This is a genomic window from Pontibacillus salipaludis (assembly GCF_014642405.1).
Classification (GTDB): Bacteria; Bacillota; Bacilli; order Bacillales; family BH030062; genus Pontibacillus; species Pontibacillus salipaludis.
This window is the reverse complement of sequence record NZ_BMIN01000001.1, coordinates 43,285-66,106: the sequence shown is the minus strand read 5'-3', so window position 1 is coordinate 66,106 and position 22,822 is coordinate 43,285. Positions and strand designations below refer to the sequence as shown.

The 22,822-nt window shown below is 40.4% G+C and carries 22 protein-coding genes; all 22 read right to left on the bottom strand.

The annotated features are described in order from the left end of the window. Nucleotides 1-152: 152 nt before the first annotated feature. Entirely contained in the window at nucleotides 153-2,486 is a 2,334-nt protein-coding gene (locus IEW76_RS00335) for a DNA translocase FtsK (RefSeq protein ID WP_188649837.1), read from the bottom strand. A 212-nt stretch (nucleotides 2,487-2,698) separates the two neighbouring features. Then, nucleotides 2,699-2,920 carry a YlzJ-like family protein gene (locus IEW76_RS00330; protein WP_188649835.1) on the bottom strand — a complete coding sequence of 74 codons (222 nt, stop codon included), beginning with the start codon at nucleotides 2,918-2,920 and terminating at the stop codon, nucleotides 2,699-2,701. After that, entirely contained in the window at nucleotides 2,917-3,660 is a 744-nt protein-coding gene (locus IEW76_RS00325; RefSeq protein WP_188649834.1) for a ClpP family protease, read from the bottom strand. The genes IEW76_RS00330 and IEW76_RS00325 overlap by 4 nt, the downstream gene beginning before the upstream one ends. 645 nt (nucleotides 3,661-4,305) lie before the next feature. Then, complete coding sequence (gene dapA / locus IEW76_RS00320; RefSeq protein ID WP_188649832.1) at nucleotides 4,306-5,178, bottom strand: 4-hydroxy-tetrahydrodipicolinate synthase; 873 nt, start codon at nucleotides 5,176-5,178, stop codon at nucleotides 4,306-4,308. Between the two features lie 22 nt (nucleotides 5,179-5,200). Beyond that, nucleotides 5,201-6,421 carry an aspartate kinase gene (dapG, locus tag IEW76_RS00315; RefSeq protein ID WP_188649829.1) on the bottom strand — a complete coding sequence of 407 codons (1,221 nt, stop codon included), beginning with the start codon at nucleotides 6,419-6,421 and terminating at the stop codon, nucleotides 5,201-5,203. Nucleotides 6,422-6,587: 166 nt separating this feature from the next. Continuing rightward, complete coding sequence (gene asd, locus IEW76_RS00310; RefSeq protein ID WP_188649827.1) at nucleotides 6,588-7,640, bottom strand: aspartate-semialdehyde dehydrogenase; 1,053 nt, start codon at nucleotides 7,638-7,640, stop codon at nucleotides 6,588-6,590. Nucleotides 7,641-7,744: 104 nt separating this feature from the next. Continuing rightward, nucleotides 7,745-8,329: a dipicolinate synthase subunit B gene (gene dpaB / locus IEW76_RS00305; protein WP_036778812.1), complete on the bottom strand. Its 585-nt coding sequence runs from the start codon at nucleotides 8,327-8,329 to the stop codon at nucleotides 7,745-7,747. A 2-nt stretch (nucleotides 8,330-8,331) separates the two neighbouring features. Beyond that, the gene (gene dpaA / locus IEW76_RS00300) at nucleotides 8,332-9,225 is read right to left on the bottom strand and encodes a dipicolinic acid synthetase subunit A (RefSeq protein ID WP_188650475.1); all 894 of its coding nucleotides are present in this window, start codon (nucleotides 9,223-9,225) and stop codon (nucleotides 8,332-8,334) included. A 703-nt stretch (nucleotides 9,226-9,928) separates the two neighbouring features. Further along, entirely contained in the window at nucleotides 9,929-10,165 is a 237-nt protein-coding gene (locus IEW76_RS00295) for a YlmC/YmxH family sporulation protein (RefSeq protein ID WP_188649825.1), read from the bottom strand. 56 nt (nucleotides 10,166-10,221) lie between these two features. Next, entirely contained in the window at nucleotides 10,222-11,442 is a 1,221-nt protein-coding gene (locus IEW76_RS00290) for a M16 family metallopeptidase (RefSeq protein WP_188649822.1), read from the bottom strand. Nucleotides 11,443-11,482: 40 nt separating this feature from the next. Further along, nucleotides 11,483-12,439 (bottom strand): polysaccharide deacetylase family protein, encoded by a 957-nt coding sequence (locus IEW76_RS00285; protein WP_373285909.1) that lies wholly within the window; start codon nucleotides 12,437-12,439, stop codon nucleotides 11,483-11,485. Between the two features lie 633 nt (nucleotides 12,440-13,072). After that, a complete protein-coding gene (pnp, locus tag IEW76_RS00280) occupies nucleotides 13,073-15,190 on the bottom strand; it encodes a polyribonucleotide nucleotidyltransferase (protein ID WP_188650473.1) in 2,118 nt (705 codons plus the stop codon). Nucleotides 15,191-15,310: 120 nt separating this feature from the next. After that, complete coding sequence (rpsO, locus tag IEW76_RS00275) at nucleotides 15,311-15,580, bottom strand: 30S ribosomal protein S15 (protein WP_036778804.1); 270 nt, start codon at nucleotides 15,578-15,580, stop codon at nucleotides 15,311-15,313. Nucleotides 15,581-15,725: 145 nt separating this feature from the next. Further along, nucleotides 15,726-16,658, bottom strand: a complete 933-nt coding sequence (ribF, locus tag IEW76_RS00270; RefSeq protein ID WP_188649818.1) for a bifunctional riboflavin kinase/FAD synthetase — start codon at nucleotides 16,656-16,658, stop codon at nucleotides 15,726-15,728. Between the two features lie 29 nt (nucleotides 16,659-16,687). Next, a complete protein-coding gene (gene truB, locus IEW76_RS00265) occupies nucleotides 16,688-17,599 on the bottom strand; it encodes a tRNA pseudouridine(55) synthase TruB (protein WP_308422018.1) in 912 nt (303 codons plus the stop codon). A gap of 162 nt (nucleotides 17,600-17,761) precedes the next feature. Beyond that, nucleotides 17,762-18,112 (bottom strand): 30S ribosome-binding factor RbfA, encoded by a 351-nt coding sequence (gene rbfA, locus IEW76_RS00260; RefSeq protein ID WP_188649816.1) that lies wholly within the window; start codon nucleotides 18,110-18,112, stop codon nucleotides 17,762-17,764. A gap of 30 nt (nucleotides 18,113-18,142) precedes the next feature. Further along, the gene (locus IEW76_RS00255; RefSeq protein WP_188649814.1) at nucleotides 18,143-18,421 is read right to left on the bottom strand and encodes a DUF503 domain-containing protein; all 279 of its coding nucleotides are present in this window, start codon (nucleotides 18,419-18,421) and stop codon (nucleotides 18,143-18,145) included. Further along, on the bottom strand, nucleotides 18,418-20,577 hold the full coding sequence (gene infB, locus IEW76_RS00250; protein WP_188649812.1) for a translation initiation factor IF-2: 2,160 nt from the start codon (nucleotides 20,575-20,577) through the stop codon (nucleotides 18,418-18,420). The genes IEW76_RS00255 and infB overlap by 4 nt, the downstream gene beginning before the upstream one ends. Before the next feature lie 4 nt (nucleotides 20,578-20,581). Then, nucleotides 20,582-20,896, bottom strand: a complete 315-nt coding sequence (locus IEW76_RS00245) for a L7Ae/L30e/S12e/Gadd45 family ribosomal protein (protein ID WP_188649810.1) — start codon at nucleotides 20,894-20,896, stop codon at nucleotides 20,582-20,584. A gap of 1 nt (nucleotide 20,897) precedes the next feature. Further along, nucleotides 20,898-21,167 (bottom strand): RNase P modulator RnpM, encoded by a 270-nt coding sequence (rnpM, locus tag IEW76_RS00240; protein ID WP_188649808.1) that lies wholly within the window; start codon nucleotides 21,165-21,167, stop codon nucleotides 20,898-20,900. Between the two features lie 12 nt (nucleotides 21,168-21,179). Then, nucleotides 21,180-22,286 (bottom strand): transcription termination factor NusA, encoded by a 1,107-nt coding sequence (gene nusA / locus IEW76_RS00235; RefSeq protein WP_188649806.1) that lies wholly within the window; start codon nucleotides 22,284-22,286, stop codon nucleotides 21,180-21,182. A 14-nt stretch (nucleotides 22,287-22,300) separates the two neighbouring features. After that, nucleotides 22,301-22,777, bottom strand: coding sequence for a ribosome maturation factor RimP (rimP, locus tag IEW76_RS00230; protein WP_188649804.1), 477 nt, complete (start codon nucleotides 22,775-22,777; stop codon nucleotides 22,301-22,303). Nucleotides 22,778-22,822 lie beyond the last annotated feature (45 nt).

Here is a 22,822-nt window from a genome sequence, read left to right as displayed (position 1 = left end):
TAAATAGAATTCTACTATTTTTATCAAAATATCCTCTTTTCTGACATTGATTCACTTCCCTTCCCACGGCCCTTTCACCGTCATACAAGAACGTAAGCGTTTCCTCTATTTTGTATGACATAAAAAAAAGAAAGACACATTGGTGTCTTTCTTTAAGAAGATATTTCCTCTGATGATTGTGAAACAAGAACCTCTCTTGGCTTACTGCCCTCATAAGGTCCTACAATTTTACGGTCTTCCATAGCATCAATTAATCTTGCTGCACGAGTATAACCTATTCGGAATCTTCGTTGTAACATTGATACACTTGCACTTTGCATTTCTAATACTAAAGATACAGCATCATCATATAAATCGTCGTCCACCTCTTGTTTTACTTCACTTTCTTCTTCTGGGATCATCTCTTCCTCATATTGAGCTTTCTGTTGTTCTACACAATGATCTACAATACGTTCTACTTCTTCATCTGATAAGAACGCTCCTTGAACACGAGTAGGTTTTGAAGAACCTACAGGGATGAATAACATATCCCCTCGCCCAAGGAGTTTCTCAGCTCCACCTGAATCTAAGATCGTCCGGGAATCCGTTTGTGAAGATACACTAAAGGCAATTCTAGAAGGGATGTTAGCTTTAATAACACCTGTAATAACATCCACAGATGGGCGCTGCGTAGCAATAATAAGATGAATGCCTGCAGCACGCGCCATCTGAGCAAGACGGGTAATAGCATCTTCTACCTCATTTGATGCAACCATCATTAAGTCTGCAAGCTCATCAACTAGAACTACAATGTAAGGGAGTTGTGGCTGAGAGTCCTCACTTTCAGCATTGTGTTTCCTTATATGTTCATTGTAACCTTCAATATTTCTTGTAGCCGTATCTGAAAACAGCTCATATCTTCTTTCCATTTCAGAAACTACTTTCTTCAAAGCCCGGGAAGCTTTCTTAGGATCTGTAACAACCGGAGCTAAAAGATGCGGTATGCCGTTATAAACATTAAGTTCTACTTTCTTGGGGTCAATCATCATCATTTTTACTTCATGAGGTTTGGCTCTCATTAAAATACTTGTAATAATGCCATTAATACACACACTCTTACCGCTTCCTGTAGCACCCGCTACTAATAAGTGAGGCATTTTATTTAATTCAGACACAATGGCATCACCTGAGATATCTCTACCGAGTCCAAATAATAGTTTAGAATCGGATTGGCTCTGATGAGGCTCTATCACTTCTCTTAAACTAACCATTGCGACTTCTTGATTTGGAACTTCGATCCCTACCGCTGACTTCCCAGGTATAGGGGCTTCTATACGAATATCTTTAGCTGCTAATGCAAGAGCAAGATCATCATGTAAATTTACGATCTTACTTACCTTCACACCAACATCAGGATAGACCTCGTACTTCGTTACGGATGGCCCCACGTGGACCTTCGTCACTTTTGCTTTCACACCAAAACTATGGAAAGTTTGTTCAAGTTTTTTTACGGTAGCTTGGATCTTAGAACGTTCTTGCTGCTGGGTATTTTGAGTCGGTTCTGCTAATAAGTCCAAGGAAGGCAACTGATAGTCCACGTTTTCCATTTCTGTGAGAGGTAAAGTTTCAGCTAAACCTTCCTCGTCAGTATGAGATTCTTGAGAGCTCTGAGCAGTTGATTTCTGTCCAGAAATCCTCTCTTGTTTATAAGCATTGTCCGTAAAGTCTTGAATAATAGGAGAAGAAAGTGCTTCCTCTGATTCTGACTCAGGCTCTGTTTGTTTGCCTTGCTTACTTCCATTCCCATATTCAATTGGAGCTTCTTCCTCATCTTTCTGTTCATCTTTATCTCTTTGACGCTTTTCTTTATATTGCTCTCGTTGTTCTTTTACAGAAGACCACTGATGACCCATAAACTCTTTTCCTTTACCTAACACACTCCTTAAGAGGTCTCCTAGAGAAATCTCTGTTAAGAATAGTATGCCTACAATCATCGCAAAGATAGAAACAATCTTAGCCCCTGTTGGTGCGAACAAATAATAGGTAAACGCAAACAAACTCCCTCCGATTAACCCTCCTCCTAATTGAGAAGAAGCTAGGGTTCCTTGAGTGTATGCTTGGTAATGGTTCCAGGTTACCTTTAATATGGAGGGCTCGACGTTATCTTTCATCACCGCTTCAAATGTTTGAACATGTGTTAAAAGGAGTATGGCCGCAAACAAAATATAAAAGCCTACAAATCGTTTATGTATAAACATAGGCCATTTTCGCTGCACCATTAAGTAAATTCCCACAACAAATAGAAAAATGGAGACAATAAAGTACCATACTCCAAAGAAGAATTGGAATAAATGTTCTAAACTGTTCGGAATCGCTCCACCGGAAATCGCACTAGCACCACTCCCGAAAACGGACAAAAATATAAATAACAGACCTATGAGTTCAAACTTAACCTGATCTTTTACTTGTGTTTTCTTTTGTTTCTTTTTTTGACGTTTTTTCGCCATTCGCTCACCATCTTTCAAGCAAGTATAGTAAATTGCTCCATTAAATGAGCAACATCCATCTCTTAGCTACTATAATATTTCTAAAAAGAGAACAAGAAATCCTGCAACATAAGCCGTTACAGGATTTTCATTCCAAAGTATGCCTCGTTTGGATAGGCAACCCTTCAGACCCTATTATAGCATAAAAAGAAGCGAACAAATATACCCGTTCCTTAGGTACTTAGGCCGTTTGTTAGAATTGTGCCGGGTAAATATTGTTGATTTAAATAATCCTGAGGATCTGTAGATAGCAACTGAACGAGTTGATAAGATCCATCATCAAGCTGTTCAACTCTACACATTTTCCCATTTATTGTCATTGTCTGATGTTTCTCATAGCTTGATACGTCATCTTCAATAATGTCATAGTCACTCAAAGGAGTGTAATGGATCATTGGATCACCTGCTGTTCTTTTTGTTTATTTTCAGCGATTAACTCATTTAATTTCTTCATTGCATGACTAACCCCACCAACTGCATCAATCAACCCACACTCAACTGCATCGTCGCCAATGACGTTCGTCCCTATATCACGAGTTAAATTTCCCTTTGCAAACATTAAGTCTTTAAATTTCTCCTCTGATACGTTTGAGTGATGTGTCACAAAATTAATGACACGCTCCTGCATTTTATCTAAATACTCAAATGTCTGAGGCACACCAATTACAAGACCTGTTAATCGAATAGGGTGAATGGTCATTGTAGCTGTCTCTGCTATAAAAGAATAATTCGTAGCTACAGCAATGGGTACTCCAATAGAGTGCCCCCCTCCTAGTACTATAGAAACAGAAGGCTTTGATAAGGAAGCAATCATCTCAGATATGGCAAGACCTGCTTCCACATCTCCTCCGACAGTATTTAACAAGACGATGACCCCTTCAATTTTAGGGTTTTGTTCAATAGCAATAATTTGAGGTATTAAATGTTCATATTTTGTAGTTTTATTTTTAGGAGGAAGTTGTACATGTCCCTCAACTTGCCCAATAATAGGTAAAATGTGAATGTTTGAGTCTGGTGCTTGCGGTACATTGGATTGACCTAGCTGTTGAATTTTTTGCATTAACGAAGATTGAGAATTTTGATCCTGTTCTTGCTCTTGGTCTTGGCCCTTTTTTGTCGTTTCTTCTTTTCCCATAATAACTCGCTCCTTTCATCATTATCCCTAGTATGAGCGAACTGAAAAAGAAGCATGCACCGTTTACAAAATACAATTGTTAATCCAGAATGTTTTACATTTTGTTTTCTTAATACATTGGCTCTATTAATGGAAAGGACCGTTATGTTTGATGAGTCGTTGGGCTAGCTCGGGGACAACTCGCTTTCCTGCGGGGAGCTGGAAAGCCTCCTTACCCCGCGGGAGTCTCCCAGTCCCCGAGCTAGACCTTACGTTAACTAGGTTAACGGTCCTGGGATCACACCAGTTAATCTTGTTTCTCCTCACATGACTTGTTTCCGTTCACACTCATATGGAAAAGGTGGGCCTGGAAACTGCGAAACTCCCGTGGGAAGAAAGCCAGTCTAGTTCTAGCGTACCGGCTGAGGAGGTTCCCTAGCTCGCCGAGGAAAACCAGTGATTTCCCGGTCCACCCTCTAACAACGCAAAAGGAAACATTCTCTCAACTTCGAGTGTTCAACAATTGTGCCCTACTCTTAAACAATCATGTTATAGAGATAACGACATTAAACGACTATAATTAAATAGATACTTCTATATATTAAGGATATGTAGTTTATATAATAATAAAAAAGCTCCCTGACAAGTAAGTCAGGGAACTTAATATTATTTAAAAGGGGCTAGAGCTTTAGATAGTGTGCTTCGTTCTTCTGCTGACAATGGAATTAGGGGAAGGCGCACTCCGCCTACATCTAATCCTTTCATTTGAAGAGCTGTTTTAACAGGTGTTGGAGATGGGGCCATGAAGCAAGCATTCATCACAGGTAGAATCTTTTGATGAAGTTTCGCTGCTTTATGAGAATCTCCTTGTCGTAATTCGCGGATCATCTCTTGCATTTCATTACCGATTACATGAGCAGATACAGACACAATGCCATTTGCGCCAACAGCAACAGAAGGAAGTGTAAGGCTATCCTCACCACTGTAAACGCTGAAACCTTCGTCTGTATTGGAAATCAATTCCGTCATAGCGTCTAAATCACCACTAGCATCTTTAACAGAAACAATGTTTTCAATTTTTGACAGGCGCGTGATTGTATCTACATCTATATTCACAACAGAACGTCCAGGGATGTTATAGAGCATTATTGGTAAAGATGTTTCTTTAGCAATAGTACTGAAGTGCTGATAAAGCCCTTCCTGGCTCGGTTTGTTGTAATAAGGAGTAACTAGCATAATGCCATCTACACCAGTCTGTTCTGCTTTTTTCGTTAATTCAATTGTAGCATGTGTGTTATTACTTCCGGTTCCTGCAATAACAGGTACTCGATTGTCAACGACGCTAACAACATGTTTACATAAAGCAATCTTTTCTTCCGAAGTTAACGTAGGTGATTCCCCTGTAGTCCCTGCAATAACAAGACCGTCAGATCCATTTTCAATTAAGTAGTTGACGAGTTGTGTGGTCTTATCTAGATCTAGATTCCCACGATTATCAAATGGAGTCACCATAGCTGTCAATACATTTCCAAAGTTCATAAGCAAATGCTCCTTTCTTTAATTATTCGTCTAATTGTAGTTCAAATGTTTTATGAAGGGCATTCACAGCTTGCTTAAGATCTTCATCTTTTACAAGTACCCAAATGGTTGTATGGCTATCTGCAGATTGCAAGATTTGAACACCTGCAGATGTTAGGGTATGCACAATTTTAGCTGCAATACCAGGTACTCCTGTTATTCCAGCTCCAACTGTAGAGACTTTCGCACAATTATGAGTGATTTCTGGTTCATACCCTAGTGCTTCTAAAATCTCACGTGCTTTAGAGGTGTACATATCCGGAATCGTGTATACAACGCCTTTAGGGGAGATATTAATAAAGTCCACAGAGATTCCTGCTTCAGCCATTGATTTAAATACCTCAGACTGGAGTTGGTAAGGCTCATCTTTAGCAAATACTTTAATCTGCGCAATCCCAGACAAATGAGCAATTCCTGTTACCGGGCGATCTGGAATATCTTTCCCTCTCCCATCATGTCTAGATTGCGTTACAAGTGTACCGAAATCATCTGAATAGGTCGAGCGCACTCGAATCGGCACCTTTGCTTGCATAGCTATTTCGACTGCTCTTGGATGTATGACTTTTGCTCCTTGATAAGCCAAGTTAACAATTTCATTATAAGTCATAACCTTGAGAGGTCTTGCTGTCTCAACGATCCTTGGATCAGCAGTCATAATACCTTCTACATCTGTAAAAATATCAATATATTCAGCATCTAATGCAGCCCCTAGTGCTGCTGCGGAAGTGTCGCTTCCACCACGGCCAATTGTAGTAACGTCACCAGATTCAGTTTGACCCTGGAATCCAGCTACAACGGCAACATCTGAATACTGGAGTTCCTGCATGATGCGCTCGGGATTCATTGCGCGAATCTTAGCTTCGGTAAAATCATTACTCGTCACAAAACCAGCCTGAGCACCTGTTAAAGCAACAGAGCTTACGCCAACGTTTTGCAATTCATTAGAGAAAACGACTGAAGAAATGACTTCGCCGCAAGACGTTAATAAATCTTGTTCTCTTTTAGATGAGTTTGTGTTTGGGAAATCGATAAGACCTAAAAGGCTATCTGTTGCATAAGGATCACCTTTACGCCCCATTGCCGATACGACAACGACGACTTTATATCCCTCAGCACGCGCCTTTTGAACGTGGGCAATGGCCTTCTCTCGACTCTCTTCGTCTTTTACCGAAGTGCCTCCAAACTTTTGAACTAAAATCTTCATAAGGACACCTCTAATTATCTTTTCTTGTTGTTTAAATTTCCCTATTACCACTACCAGGTAATAAAAGCTGCTCCATGGAAACGATTATTGCTCAAAAAGAATCAGACGGCAGTCAACGGATGTTCGCTACGCTGCCTGCCGTCTTCACAATGAATCTACTAAATACTTACTTTGAAAGCCACTCGTTTTGAACTAGACTCTCTGCAATCTGTACAGAGTTCCATGCAGCACCCTTAAGTAGGTTATCAGAAACAACCCACATATGGAAGCCACGAGGCTGATCCAAGTCTTTACGAATACGACCTACAAATACATCACGTTTACCTGTTGCATTTAAAGGTGTAGGGTAAATTTGATTACTAGGATCATCTTCTAAAACCAATCCTGGAGCATTGGCAACCGCTTCTTTTATAGCCTCAACTGTTACATTATCCGTTTCTACTTCAATATAAACACTTTCGGCATGTGAAGTAAAGAACGGAAGTCTTACGCAAGTTGCCGCTACAGGTAATTCGTTCATATGCATTATTTTTTTCGTTTCATTAATCATTTTCATTTCTTCAAATGTATATCCATTTTCTTGGAATTTATCAATTTGAGGGAGTGCATTAAAAGCGATTGGATAATGATGCTCATCCCCACCAACTGGTAGGACTTCAGCTTTCATTTCTTCACCTTTCAAATATGCTTCTGATTGAGCTCTTAACTCGTCATTTGCTGGATTTCCTGCACCAGAAACAGCTTGGTAAGTTGATACAATAACACGGTTTAACCCGTATGAGTTTCGAATTGGCTCAAGTGCTGCCACCATTTGGATGGTTGAACAGTTCGGGTTTGCGATAATACCATTATGGTTAGCAAGGTCCCCCTCATTAACTTCAGGTACGACAAGAGGTACGTCAGGATCCATTCGGTATGCACTCGTATTGTCGACAACGACAGCACCTCGTTTAACTGCTTCAGGCGCTAAAGATTTAGAAATTGAGCCCCCAGCTGAGAATAGAGCAATATCTACTCCTTCAAAGCTTTCCGGTGTTGCTTCTTGCACAATAATTTCTTTATCTTGAAAGCGCACGCGTTTACCAGCAGAGCGCTTGGATGATAACAACGTTAAGGTTTCAATTGGGAAATTACGATCGGCTAATGTTTCGATCATCTTTTCTCCTACTGCCCCTGTTGCTCCGACAACTGCTACATGATATTTTTTATTTTCGACCATAGTATGTTCTCCCTTCGTCCTTACGTTTTCTTCCTATATCTACATAAAAAGATTACTTTATATTCTACCACAATCTCAAATCTTCAAGATACCTATTTCTATCATCATCTCTCAATTATTACTGGCTGAACTTGCTTAAATTCAAGAGCTGCTTCAATGGTCTCTACAAGTGAGTCCATACGCGCAACCATAGAATTTGGTTTTTTAACCGGATCATCTTGACCATAAGGTACAAAGAAGATATTCTTTGTTGCCATTAGTCTCATTAGATTGACTCCATTTAGTCCTAGAGCATCATTCGTTGAAATGGCTAATACGACTGGACTTTGATTCCGAAGAGTCGCTTTGGCTGCCATCAATACAGGACTATCTGTTAATGCATTTGCCATTTTGCTCATTGAGTTTCCAGTTAACGGAGCGATAACCATACAATCTAGTGGGCGTTTTGGTCCTAGGGGTTCCGCTTCAGGAATAGTCGAGATTAACTTTTCACCTGTGATCTCTTCTATCTTCTTTAAATGTTCTGCTGCTTCCCCAAAATACGTATCAGTCTTCTGCACCGTATATGACACTACAGGCACCACCGTAGCCCCTAAATCCATCAGTTTCTGCATTTGCGGAAAAACCTCTGAATACGTACAATGTGAACCTGTTAAACCAAAACCAATTGTTTTCCCCTTAAGTGACATACTTATGAACTCCCCTCACCTAGTTTTTCTATAATAATTTGAGTAACTACATTCGCCAAAATATTACCCGCTGTCTTTGGCGCAACGATTCCAGGCAACCCTGGAGCTAGAAGTGCTTTCACACCTCGCTTTTCTGCATAACGAAAATCAGTTCCACCAGGTTTAGATGCCAAATCAATAATTAAGGTATGCGTTGGCATCGTTTGGATGACACTTGCTGTTACTACATGAGCAGGAATGGTGTTAATGACAATATCGCTGTCCTGTGTATGATCTTTAATATCTTTTATAGGAAACGGGATGAGCCCCATTTCTGATATTCGTGCTAGATCCTCTGATTTTCTCGCTCCCACTTTAACTTTTGCTCCCAGGGATGCAAACACACGCGCTACACTCATCCCAACTCGACCAAGTCCTAATATCGTCACTTTCGAAGAGTGAATTGTAAAATCTGTGTGTTGAATCGCCATCATAATGGTTCCTTCTACGGTTGGAATAGAATTATAGATAGCCACGTCATTTCGATCGAATAAAGGAATCAACGTTCGCTTTGTTTCATCTGTAATGCCGGTTAAATATTTATTAGTAATCCCGGTAAAGAACAGACAGTGCTTTGGTGTCTTCTCTATCCACTCCTTCGTTAAGGAAAGAGATTGATTCGAAAAGATTGTATCGATTTTCCCATCCTGGTTTGTTCCTGGCACAGGTAGAATGACTGCATCCAGTCTACCAGGATCCACTTCATCGAAATCGACTTGCTTCGCCCCTGTAAAACCATGATCCAGTTGATCGAAACCTGTAAGAATTAAGGTCGCATCCCATTCACTTAGTCTTCGAATAACCTCCAATTGCCTCGCATCTCCACCTAGAATCCCAATTGTATATCCAGTTAGCATTCCATTCACCTCGCCTTGCATGGAATAATATCTCTTGATTCTCTCCTATCCTATGAGGGGTGAAATCGAATGGTGAATGTCTTATGTAAATCATCTTTTCTTCCCTTTCCTCAAAGGAATGGCATTCCGCATAAGCCCCCTTATGTGGAATACTTGAAGCTGAGATGTTAAAGCTGGAAAGGACCGTTATGTTTGATGAGTGGTGGGGCTAGCTCGGGGACAACTCGCTTTCCTGCGGGGAGCTGGGAAGCCTCCTCGTTCGCTGTCGCTCTCTGTGGGGTCTCCCCTAGGCTCCTTACCCCGCGGGAGTCTCGCAGTCCCCGAGCTAGCCCTAACGTTAACTAGGTTAACGGTCCCGGAATCACACCAAGTAATCTTGCTTCTTCTCGCATGGCTTGTTTCCGTTCAGACTAATGTGGCAAAGGTGGGCCTGGAAACTGCGAGACTCCCGTGGGCAGAAGAGCCAGTCTTGTTCCCCACAGGAAAGCGAGTGGTTTCCAGGCCCGCCTTACACTCAATTAAAGCTAACGGGATCATTCTCTCAGTTTCGAGTCTTCAACAATTCTGCCCTATTGTTGAATAGTACAATAATCAATCGTTTTAGAGAAAAGAGTAGGAGTTAGAATAGAAGAAATAAAAAAACCGCTCTGAGTTATATAACTCAGAGCGGTTTATGGGCTATTCATATGGGGATAGCTGCATTTTATTCTTTTGGATCAATGATAATCATGTCATCCCCGATTTTTTGAATATCGGACCAATGAAGTTTTACTTCAGCCCCTTCTTTTTTCATTCCAAACCATTTGTAGTTAGGAATAATGAAAGAATGGATGTTTCCTGTATTCGGATCGATTTCTAAGTCCGTTTGTCCCAAAACACCGAGTCTAGAGCCATGTCTTACATCTACAATTTCTTTCCCACTAAGCTCACGATATCTCATAGTCATCGCTCCTTTATAAAACTGTATGAAGAAAAGGAACGAGGTATGAACATCAACTACTCTTCAATCGGTGAAATAATAGAAGAAGATTGGTTTCCAGTAAACACAGCTTTTAAGACATGGTCTACAGATTCATGAGTTACGCTATCAATTTGGGTAACCATTTCATCTAGTGTTCGATGACGACCTAGCATGAGTTCATTTTTACCATTTCGACTCATCCGGCTATTGGTACTCTCAAGTCCTAGCATGATACTTCCTTTTAGTTGCTCTTTACTGTTTTCAAGCTCTTTATTGGTTAAGCCATCACGAATAAACTCATTAACCGTGGTATCGATTGTTTCTTGAAGAACACCTAATTGATCTTTACCTGTACCGCCATAAATCGTTAAGAGTCCACTGTCTGCGTGAGAACTGTGGTAAGAGAAAATTGAATAAGCTAACCCTCGTTGCTCACGAACTTCCTGGAACAATCTAGAGCTCATACTGCCACCTAACACATTATTCAAAACGACTAAGCTGAATACGCGGTCATCCCCGATTGGAAGACCATCATATCCTAAGCAAAGATGGGCTTGTTCTGTATCCTTTTTGCGACGAATAGCACCTGTTTGAAAAGCAGGTTTAGTAAATGGATCTGGGCTATGTTGACTAGTATAGCCTCCAAAGCGATCTTCTACGTCTTTAAAGAATGATTCGTCAACATTTCCTGCTACCGACACGACTACATTTTCCGGCACATATTGCTGATCCATATAAGACCTAATAGATTCTGGTGTAAATGACTTTAATGTTTCTTCTGTTCCTAATATCGGATAACCTAATGGATGGTTGCCATATGTAGCCTGGGCCAATAAATCGTGTACGATATCATCAGGTGTATCTTCATACATTTTGATTTCTTCAAGAACTACTTTCTTCTCGCGATCCATTTCTGTTTCATCAAACGTTGAGTTAAAGAACATGTCTGATAATATGTCGAGAGCTTTTTTCGCATGTGTATCTAACACTTTTGCGTAGTAGCACGTATACTCTTTTGAAGTAAAGGCATTAACTTGTCCGCCAATTGAATCAAAACTCTCAGCTATTTCACGAGCAGAACGTGTTTTAGTTCCTTTAAAAAACATATGCTCAATAAAATGAGAGATTCCGTTGTTTTGTTCTTGTTCATTTCTTGATCCCGTTTTCACCCATACTCCAATGGTAACAGAGCGGACGTTCGAGATTTCCTCCAATACGATTCTAAGCCCGTTGGAGCAGGTATATTTTTTAACCAAAGGTCATCCTCCTAAAATTAGTGCTTAATCGATGAGTAAATTACTTTAAGCGTTTCTCATCTAACATCTTGGTGACTGTATCTATTGTATAGCCTTTTTGTTTAATTTTCAAAATCAGGTCGTTTAATCCATTTTGCACAGATGTTGTTGGATGCATAAGTACAAAAGATCCACCTTCTAACTTGCTCATAACCCTGCCAACCATAACGTCTGGAGCAGGCTTTTTCCAATCTATTGTGTCAACTGTCCACAAAATCGTCTCCATCCCTAGAAGGTCCGCTTGTTCGACTACCTCATCTGTCCAACTACCACTTGGAGGAGCAAACCATTTTGGCTTTTCCCCTGTAATAGCTTGGAGGATATCGTTCGTTTGTTTAATTTGTTTTTGTATTTCATCTCTAGATATTTTCGCCATGTCAGGATGGTTATATGCGTGGTTCCCAATTTCATGGCCCTCATCTTGAATCATCTCAACTAAATCTACATTCTTATTCGCCCATTTTCCCTCAATAAAAAACGTAGCTTTCACTTTATTCTTTTTAAGTATGTTTAAGATATCAGGAATATATTCCTCTCCCCAGGAAACGTTGATATTTAAAGAGACCATTTGTTTGTCGGGATGACCTCTAAATATAGGAGCTGCAGGTAAATCCTTTAGAGAAATTTCTGGTTTAGTTTGTTTATATACCAGTAAAGATTCATCAAACGTACCCTTCTTTTTCATCTTTTTATAAGATTGGTCGATGTCTACCTCGAGACCATTTAACCCAGGCATCTTCTTCCACACATCATGAATGACCGCATCCTCTGCAGGTTTCTCAAATTCTTGAGCCTTCTCTTCAATCTCTTTATAAAGCGCATCTTCCGTATTCGCAACAGGTGTCACTTGATCCTTCATACTCGTCAAATAAGAAGAGGAATAAGGATTCTCAAACGCCTTATAAGAAACCAGCACCATAAAAACAAACACCACAATCGGCACAAACCGCCTCATCACCACCACTCCCCTCTAACACAACCTATGTGAAGAAAGGACAAGGTAGAACAGAAAAGCGCAGGCGACTGGTCAGCCCCGTACGCATAAGCAAGCTGACGGAAGTTCGCTTAGCGGACTGCAGTCAGATTGCTTATGACGCTAGGGGCTAGGAGCCGGAGCTAGACATCACAAAAAAGCGCAAAGGGCTTCATAATAAAAGAGGAAGCTCGACTAAGATCGTCACGTCCTGTGACAACGTCGAACGACCCCACATCGTGTGGGGCCGGATAAGCAAGCTACTGTAAGTCTGCATAGCAGACTGGAGGTAGATTGCTTATCTCGCTAGGCCCTCCCCGCCGGAGCTAGACATCACAGAAAAGCGCAGGCGACTGGTCAGCAGAAGAGGAAGTTCGGTTAAAAGCGGCACGTCAATAGCCAACACCGAACTGACCTGCATCCTGAGGCCTGCATAAGCAAGCTGACGGAAGTTCGCTTAGCGGACTGCAGTCAGATTGCTTATGACGCTAGGGGCTAGGAGCCGGAGCTAGACGATCCGAAAAGTGCAATCACAAACTCACAAAAACCAACATCTAAAATGAATCAAATAATTATGTATAAAAAAAGAAACTGGCACGCCAGCTCCTTTTTGCTAAACTACTCTGTAGTTTCTTGTTGTTTCTTCTCTTCAATGATAACGTCTTTGTGAGATAGGTTGACGCGTCCTTGGTTGTCAATCTCTTTTACTTTAACCTTCAATTGATCTCCAATTGCTACAACGTCTTCTACTTTACCTACTCGCTCTTCAGCTAATTGAGAAATGTGCACTAAGCCGTCTTTCCCTTTAAATAGCTCAACGAAAGCACCGAATTTTTCGATACGTTTAACAGTACCAAGGTATGTTTCTCCAACTTCAACTTCTCGAACCAAGTCTTCGATGATCTGTTTTGCATTACGGTTCGCTGCTGCATCTGTAGATGAGATGAAGATTTTACCGTCTTGCTCGATATCGATTTTAACACCTGTTTCTTCGATAATCTTGTTGATTTGTTTACCACTTGGTCCGATAACGTCACGAATCTTATCAGGTTTGATTGCCATGGTAAGAATTTTCGGAGCGTATGCAGAAAGCTCTTCACGTGGTTGTTCAATTGTTGCCATCATGCTATCTAGGATTTCTTTACGTCCAGCTTTCGCCTGTGTAAGTGCATCCTCTAAAATTGAGCGAGATAGACCTTCAATCTTAATATCCATTTGTAGAGCTGTTACACCTTTTTCTGTACCAGCTACCTTAAAGTCCATGTCTCCAAGGAAGTCTTCCATACCTTGAATATCAGTAAGGACTGTGTAATCTTCGCCTGATTTCACAAGACCCATTGCAATACCAGCTACAGGTGCTTTAATCGGAACACCAGCATCCATCATTGCAAGTGTACTTGCACAAATACTTGCTTGTGACGTCGAACCATTAGATTCTAATACTTCTGACACAAGACGTACTGTATAAGGGAAGTCTTCTTCTGATGGTACGACTTTCTCAAGAGCACGCTCACCTAATGCACCGTGGCCGATTTCACGACGACCTGGTCCACGCATTGGGCCTGTCTCACCTACACTAAAGTGTGGGAAGTTGTAGTGGTGCATGAAGCGTTTTGATTCTTCTAAGTCAAGACCATCAAGGATCTGAACATCACCTAGTGCACCAAGTGTACAAATGCTTAACGCTTGGGTTTGTCCACGAGTAAACAGTCCAGAACCGTGTGTGCGTGGTAATACGCCTACACGAGAAGATAATGGACGAATTTCATCCGGTTTACGCCCGTCTGGACGAATCTTTTCTTTCGTAATTAAGCGACGTACTTCTTCTTTGACGATTTTATCAAGAACAGATTTAACTTGACTAATCTTTTCGCTCTCAGCCTCAGCTTCTTCGTACTCAGCCACCACGTTATTCTTAACTTCTGTGATTGCTTCGTCACGTGCATGCTTTTCTTCTGTCTGAATTGCTTTAACTAGTGCGTCTTTTGCTTTGCCTTCAACTTCTTCAACGATATCTGCATCAAGCTCAAACAGCGTTACCTCACGTTTTGCTTTTCCAACTGCTTCTACTACTTCTTCTTGGAAAGCAACAAGGCGCTTGATTTCTTCATGACCAAACATAATTGCTTCTAACATGACTTCTTCAGGTACTTCATCCGCTCCTGCTTCTACCATGTTAACAGCATCTTTTGTACCAGCTACTGTTAGTTGAATGTCGCTTTTTTCTTGTTGTTCAATCGTAGGGTTGATGATAAACTCTCCATCAACACGACCTACAATTACACCTGCAATTGGACCGCTAAATGGAAGGTCCGAAATAGATAATGCAAGAGATGACCCTAACATTGCAGCCATTTCTGATGAACAATCCTGATCCACACTCATTACTGTACTGATTACTTGTACTTCATTACGAAAGCCGTCAGGGAAAAGAGGACGGATTGGGCGGTCAATTAGACGTGAAGCAAGAACTGCTTTCTCACTTGGACGTCCTTCACGCTTAATAAATCCACCAGGGATTTTACCTACAGCATATAATCGCTCTTCGTAATTTACAGTAAGAGGGAAAAACGGCAAATCTTTTGGCTCTTTAGATCCTGTTGCGGTTGCTAGAACAGATGTGTCTCCGTATTGCACCATACATGCTCCACTTGCTTGTTTAGCTAACTCTCCAATATCAATACGTAAAGGGCGGCCAGCAATTTCGGTGGAGAAAACTTGTTTTTCTTCTGCCATTTGTATGTTAACACCTCTCATACTCGATCTTATATTCTCATTCTTATTGTGCATAAGATTCCTCTTATGTATTAATTTTAGCTATAGAAAAAGCGGGAAATCATCCCGCTTTTTTACTACTTAACGACGTAGGCCTAGTTCTTTAATTAATTCACGGTAACGAGTTACATCTTTGTTACGTAAATAGTTTAAAAGGTTACGACGTTTACCTACCATTTTTAGAAGACCACGACGAGAGTGGTGATCTTGCTTATGAGTACGTAAATGCTCGTTTAATTTTGTAATCTTTTCAGTAAGGACAGCGATTTGAACCTCAGCGGATCCAGTATCGTTTTCATGTGTCTTGAACTTACTAATGATTTCATTCTTACGTTCTTGTGTGATAGCCATCCTATTCACCTCCTAAAATTTTATCGAACCCCTATCCCCTAGCAAGCGTCGGTGATTTCGACTTGCCAAGCGATGGTTCCTGTGCATGCAGCACAACTATTAATGTACATGTTTTTAAGGAAAAATGCAAGGGGAAGCGGGAATTCTAAGCAAAAAAGTTACGAATTTCGGCTTCGTCTTTCTGAAGTTGATCGATTAGATGATCCACTCCATTAAATTTCACTTCATCCCTGATGAATGCATGCCACTCTACTGTTAACTCTTCTCCATATAAGTCCGCCTCAAAATCAAATAGGTTAATTTCAACAGAAAGTACTTTTATGTCTTGGAAGGTTGGTTTATACCCAATATTCGCCATTCCATAGTATGAAGAATTATTGTGGACAACTCTTACAGCATATACGCCTACTTTAGGAAGCAAGTAGTCTTCTGAGACAGAAAGGTTTGCAGTAGGAAAACCAATCGTACGCCCTCTTTGATCCCCTGTAACCACGGTACCTCGAATTTGATAGGGGCGTCCAAGCAGTTCATTCGCTAAAGAGATGTTCCCTTCCTTAATTGATTCTCTGATTAACGTAGAACTTATTTTTTTCTCATGCTCCGTCACTTTAGATACGACCGTTTGAGATAACTCTTCTCCTCCGTGCGTAGGGAGGGTATCCATAGTTCCTTTCCCCATTCGTCCATATGTGAAATCAAAACCTGCTACAACGTGAGACACATGTAAACCAATAAAATAGTGATTTACAAAATCCTGAGGTAATAAACCTGCTAAATCTTTGTTAAACTCAACAAGATATACACGATCAATCCCTAAATCTTCAAAGACTTTTATTTTATCCTCTAGAGGAGTAATGTATTTCACATGTTGGGTTTCTTTCTTCAAAACAACAGACGGATGAGGATGAAAGGTCATAACAGCACTAGTTCGACCTGTTTCATCAGCTATTTGCTTTGCTGTTCGTATGACCTCCTGATGTCCGCGATGAACCCCATCAAAATAACCTACAGCTAATACAGTTTCAGGCAGGTCTTGATACTTGAGTGTATGGGGATGTTGTAGTTCATAAATTTCCATTTCCTCTCACCCTCTTTTCCTTATACGTTTCATTCGTATTGAAAAACTCGGACTGGCTTGATTAAATGTGGTTTCTTTGGGTGTACTTGATAAATGGCAAGTAATTTACCTTCTTGACTAACCATACCGAATGGATTAGTAGCTGGCAATATAGAAGGTTTAGGGAAAACCATACCGTGGTATATTTGATCTTCTTCTCCAGCTTCTACAACCAGATTATCAAGATGGCGCACACCTCTCTCTAAAGGCTGCAAGAGCTGATCAATGTTTTGCTCATCTCTTGCCTCTTCAATCTGTTCAAACGTGAATGACTCACTTTCTGTAAACGAACCAGAAGCAGTACGGACCAATGAAGACATATGAGAAGGGTATCCGAGCTTTTTACCAATATCCACACAGAGCGTACGGATATAGGTACCTTTTGAGCATGTAATGTCAATGGTAAAGGAAGCTTTTCCGTCATGATAAGATACTTCCTCAGATGTTAGATTTATATCATAGATCTGAACTGTTCTTTTAGGTCTTTCTACTTCCAATCCTTCTCTAGCATATTCATACAAACGCTTGCCATCTACGCGCACAGCAGAATACATAGGGGGGATCTGAGTGATTGTACCCGTAAATGATTCTAACACACTTCTAATTTCATTCATGTTTATTTTTTCTACCATCTTTTCAGAGATGACAGAACCTGTTTGATCCTCTGTTTCGGTAGCTGTTCCCAGAGTTACTTCTGCTTTATATACTTTTTCAGACTCCGTTACATATGAAGAAATTTTGGTTGCCATTCCAACACACATTGGAAGAACCCCTTCTACATCCGGGTCAAGAGTGCCAGTATGGCCCACTTTTTTAGTTCTTAATATACCTCTCATCTTCATCACACAATCGTGTGATGTCATGCCTTTTGGTTTCCATAAAGGGATGATCCCGTTCATCATAAAAGCCCCCTCACCTTATTCACGTAAATATGTATGGGTTTTATTACAAACAAAAAGAGTGCCCCTTAAAGGGACAGTCCCCCTGATGTGTACTTTATCATACAAACCTGTATGCCACATTTTGGGGAGCAGCCCCCTTGTGGGACACCCTCTTACCAGATTTTATTCGTTTGTATCATTTAAATCTTGTAGAATTGTTTCGATACGATTTCCGTATTCAACAGCTTCATCAAATTCAAACGTAATTTCTGGTGTTTTGCGAAGGCGAATTCTTCGTCCAATTTCGGAGCGAATAAATCCTTTCGCTTTAGCTAAGCCAATTAATGTATCTTGTTTCTGTTTTTCATCACCTAAAACAGAGATGTACACTTTAGCTTGCTGTAAGTCACCTGTTACTTTCACTTCTGTGACAGTGACAAATCCAATGCGAGGATCTTTAATCTTACGACTAATAATATCTCCCATTTCTTTTTTCATTTGTTCACCGACACGGTTTGCTCTTAAATCACTCATTCATTTTCACCTCTTTATTCTGAGGGAGGGCTACAACCATTCCAAATTTGTTGTGGTGCGTTCAATTTCTGGAAAAGAGTCGATCATCGCTAACACTCGATTGATCTCTTTTTCAGCCTGAACTTTGTCACTAGAAATCGTGACAAAGCCAAGGCCTGTTCGTTGCCAAACATCTTGGTGATCCAATTCTGCAACAGCAACATTATACTCATTATGAGCTCTAGTTAATATTCGGCGCAAAACCGAACGCTTTTCTTTTAAAGAATGAGCATCATAAATGAGGCATTCTATTTCTACTGAGACAATCACTTACGTTCGATCTCCTGCATTTCGAAAGCTTCAATAATGTCACCTTCACGGATATCATTGTAGTTTTTGATTGTTATACCACATTCATACCCTTTTTGTACGGTCTTGGCGTCATCTTTATAACGCTTTAATGCATCAATCTCGCCTTCATATTGGACAATACCGTCACGAATAAGACGGACGCCACCTTCACGCTTGATAACACCTTCTGTTACATAGCTTCCGGCAATTGTTCCAACTTTAGAAACTTTGAAGATTTCGCGAACTTCTGCTTGACCTACGATTTTCTCTTCAAATTCTGGGTCTAGAAGACCTGTCATAGCACTTTCGATTTCTTCCATTACCTTATAGATAATACGGTGAAGTCGAATGTCTACGTCTTCAGATTCTGCTGTACGTTTAGCATTTACATCCGGACGAACATTAAAGCCAATCACAATCGCGTTAGATGCTGAAGCTAAGATAATATCAGACTCTGTAATTGCACCAACACCTGTGTGAATGATTTTAACCTTCACACCCTCTACATCAATTTGTTGCAAGGAAGAAGCAAGGGCTTCTGCAGAACCTTGTACATCTGCTTTAATAATAATATTAATTTCTTTCATGTCACCTTGTTTAATTTGTTCGAATAAATCATCAAGGCTAACTTTTGCTTTTTCTCCACGATTTTCCTCAATCATACGCTGTTGACGAGCTTCCCCAACCTGGCGGGCTTTCTTCTCATCATCAAACGCTACGAAGCGATCTCCTGCTTGAGGCACACCGTTTAGTCCAGTGATTTCAACTGGTGTAGAAGGTGGAGCCACTTTCACACGACGTCCTAAGTCATTTACCATCGCACGGACACGTCCAAACGTATTTCCAACGACAATTGGATCTCCTACGTTTAATGTACCATTTTGTACAAGTAATGTTGCGACAGAACCGCGACCTTTATCTAATTCTGCTTCAATAACAGTACCCATAGCTAGGCGATTTGGATTTGCTTTTAACTCTTCTACTTCTGAAACAAGCACGATCATTTCTAGAAGATCATCAATACCTTCACCTTTAACAGCTGAAAGTTCAACAAAGATCGTCTCTCCACCGTACTCTTCAGGAACTAAATTATATTCCATAAGCTCCTGTTTCACACGATCTGGATTTGCGCCCTCTTTATCCATTTTATTAACAGCTACAATAATAGGAACTTCTGCAGCTTGAGCGTGGTTGATTGCTTCTTTAGTCTGAGGCATAACCCCATCGTCTGCTGCTACAACTAAGATCGCAATATCTGTTACCTGAGCTCCACGAGATCGCATACTAGTAAATGCTGCGTGACCTGGTGTATCAAGGAATGTAATCTTCTTATCATTTTCTTCTACTTGGTAAGCACCAATATGCTGTGTAATTCCTCCAGCTTCCCCTGCTGTTACTTTCGTTTTACGAATGGAATCAAGAAGAGTTGTTTTACCATGGTCAACGTGGCCCATGATTGTTACGACTGATGGGCGTTCTACTAGATCAGCAGGTTCGTCATCAGCAATATAGTTTTCAAAGTCTGTCTCATCTACAATAATCTCTTCTTCAGCCTTCACGCCGTATTCATCACAGATTAGTTCAATGGTGTCAGGATCTAGATCCTGGTTTTTTGTAGCCATTACACCAGAGAACATTAACTTCTTAATAATTTCAGAAGACTCTCTGGATAGTTTTTCAGCTAGCTCTGATACCTGCAAACTACCTGTGTACGTGATTTTCTCTGGTAGTTGAGGTTTCTTAGCCTGCGGGCGCTGTTGTTGATTGTTACGGTTTTGTCCGCCACGGTTGTTTCGTTTGTTATTTTGGTTTTGCTTTTTGTTATTATTTTTAGTGTTTTTATTCATACGATTATCCTGATCTTTCTCACGTTTTTTCTGACCGCCATCTTTTTGGTTACTAGATGGCTTCGCAGAACCTTGTGAGTTATTTTGTTTCTTTTCTGCTCCCTTTGCTTGAGGGTTCTGGTCACTTTTCCCTTTGTTGTACACACCATCAAGACGAGTTTTCGTATCGTCTGAAATAGTGGACATATGGTTTGAGACCTCTATATTCATGTTCTGTAATTTCGTTAATACATCTTTACTGGTTACATTTTTCTCTTTGGCATATTCATAAACACGCATTTTCGTCATACGTTCACCCCCGAATAGATTCATCGAGCATCGATGTGATTTTCGTTGCGAAACCACGATCGGTTATAGCCAAGGCTACTCTGCCTGATTTCCCTATCGCACCGGATAATGTGTCCCTATCAACAACTTCCCGATAAGGGACCTTATAGAAGCTACATTTGTCAATTAGCTTCTTTTTAGTATTCATCCCCGTGTCATTTGCTATTAAAACCAGGCAGGCTCGTTTTCGTTGTATATCACGAACGATGGCTTCTTCACCTAAAGTACATTTCCCCGCTCGAAATGCAAGTCCAATCATGTTGAGGAACTTCTGATTCATGTTAATCCTCTTGTACCATATCTAGGAGCTGATCATATAGCTCCTTATCCACTTTGGTCTTTAAATGATGGGATAAAATACTTTTTTCTTGAGCGGTTTTAATGACTTCTGCATCCTTAGTTAAATAAGCACCTCGGCCGTTCTTCTTTCCGGTTTCATCAATAAAAACTTCCCCGTCTTTATTTCTTACGACACGAATTAGCTGTTGTTTAGGTAGCATTTCTTTGGTAACTACGCATTTTCTTAATGGTGTTTTTTTGTTCTTAGCCATTTCGAGTCCCCCTTATTCAAATAGATCTTCGTCTACTTCAGAATAAGCGTCCTCTTGATGTTCACCAGGAGTAATCGTGCCGTCTTCTAAAGCATCTGATTCACTCTTGATGTCAATTTTCCATCCAGTCAATTTAGCAGCAAGACGTGCATTTTGTCCACGCTTACCGATTGCTAATGAAAGTTGATGATCCGGTACAACGACTGTTGTTGCTTTTTCTTCTTCATCCACTAATACCTCTACCACTTTGGCAGGGCTTAAGGCATTTGACACGAATACGACAGGATCTTCTGACCACTGCACGATATCAATTTTCTCACCTTTTAACTCATTCACAATAGCTTGTACCCTTTGACCTCGTTGTCCTACACAAGAACCAACTGGATCGATTTCTGGGTCTGGAGCATGAACAGAAATCTTAGAACGATCTCCTGCTTCACGAGATACAGATTTAATTTCTACTGTTCCATCATAAATCTCTGGTACTTCCATCTCAAACAAACGTTTAAGGAGACCTGGATGGGAACGGGACACATAAATATGAGGCCCTTTGTTTGTGTTTTCAACTTTAGTAACAAATACTTTTATACGATCATGTACATGATATTCTTCTGTAGGCATTTGTTCACCAACAGGAAGACGGGCTTCAACTTTACCAAGATTAATGTAAGTAAATCGTGCGTCTTTACGTTGAATAATCCCTGTCATAACATCTTCTTCACGATCAATATATTCATTAAAGATCACACCGCGCTCAGCTTCGCGTACACGTTGAGTGACAACCTGCTTAGCAGCTTGTGCTGCAATACGACCAAAGTCTTTCGGTGTTACTTCAATTTCAATTACATCATCGATATCATAGTTTGGATCGATTTTTTTAGCTTCATCTAGAGAAATTTCTTGTTGTGGGTCCATAGATTCTTCAACAACAAGTTTTCGGGCATAAACATGCATGCCTCCACTCACTTCATTAAGATCAACACGAACATTCGTGGCTGATTTAAAATTCTTTTTATAAGCAGAAATAAGTGCTGCTTCTAATGCTTCCATTAGAAGGTCTTTGTCTATTCCTTTTTCTTTCTCTAAGTAATGAATGGCATCAAAAAGCTCACTACTCACCGTTTCTTCCCCCTTTAATTAAAACTGACAGCTAACCTTGCTTTAGCAATGTTGTCAAACGGTATTTCATATGTTTTCTTACGTGTTTTGATTGTTACTTCTACAGAAGCTGTATCATTTTCAAAGGATAGTAAGCGTCCTTCGAATTCTTGTTCACCATCAATATGTTCCGATACTTTTATATTCACATTATGGTTTACGAATTTTTCAAAGTCTTTTCTCTTCTTTAATGGGCGCTCAGCACCAGGTGATGATACTTCTAAAAAGTAAGGGAAGGTAATGGGATCTTGAGCATCAAGTTTCTCGCTTAATTGCTCGCTAACCTGGCCGCATTCTTCAATATCAACCCCACCCTCTTTATCAACGTAAACTCGTAGAAAATAGTTTTTCCCTTCTTGTTGAAACTCAATGTCTACAAGTTCAAGGTTCATGTCTTCAAGGATTGGTTGAATGAGTTCTTCAGTTATTTCCGTAACATTCTGGCTTCCCAATGGAATTCCCTCCTTTTTATAATTGCTAGCTAGATAAGCCGATAC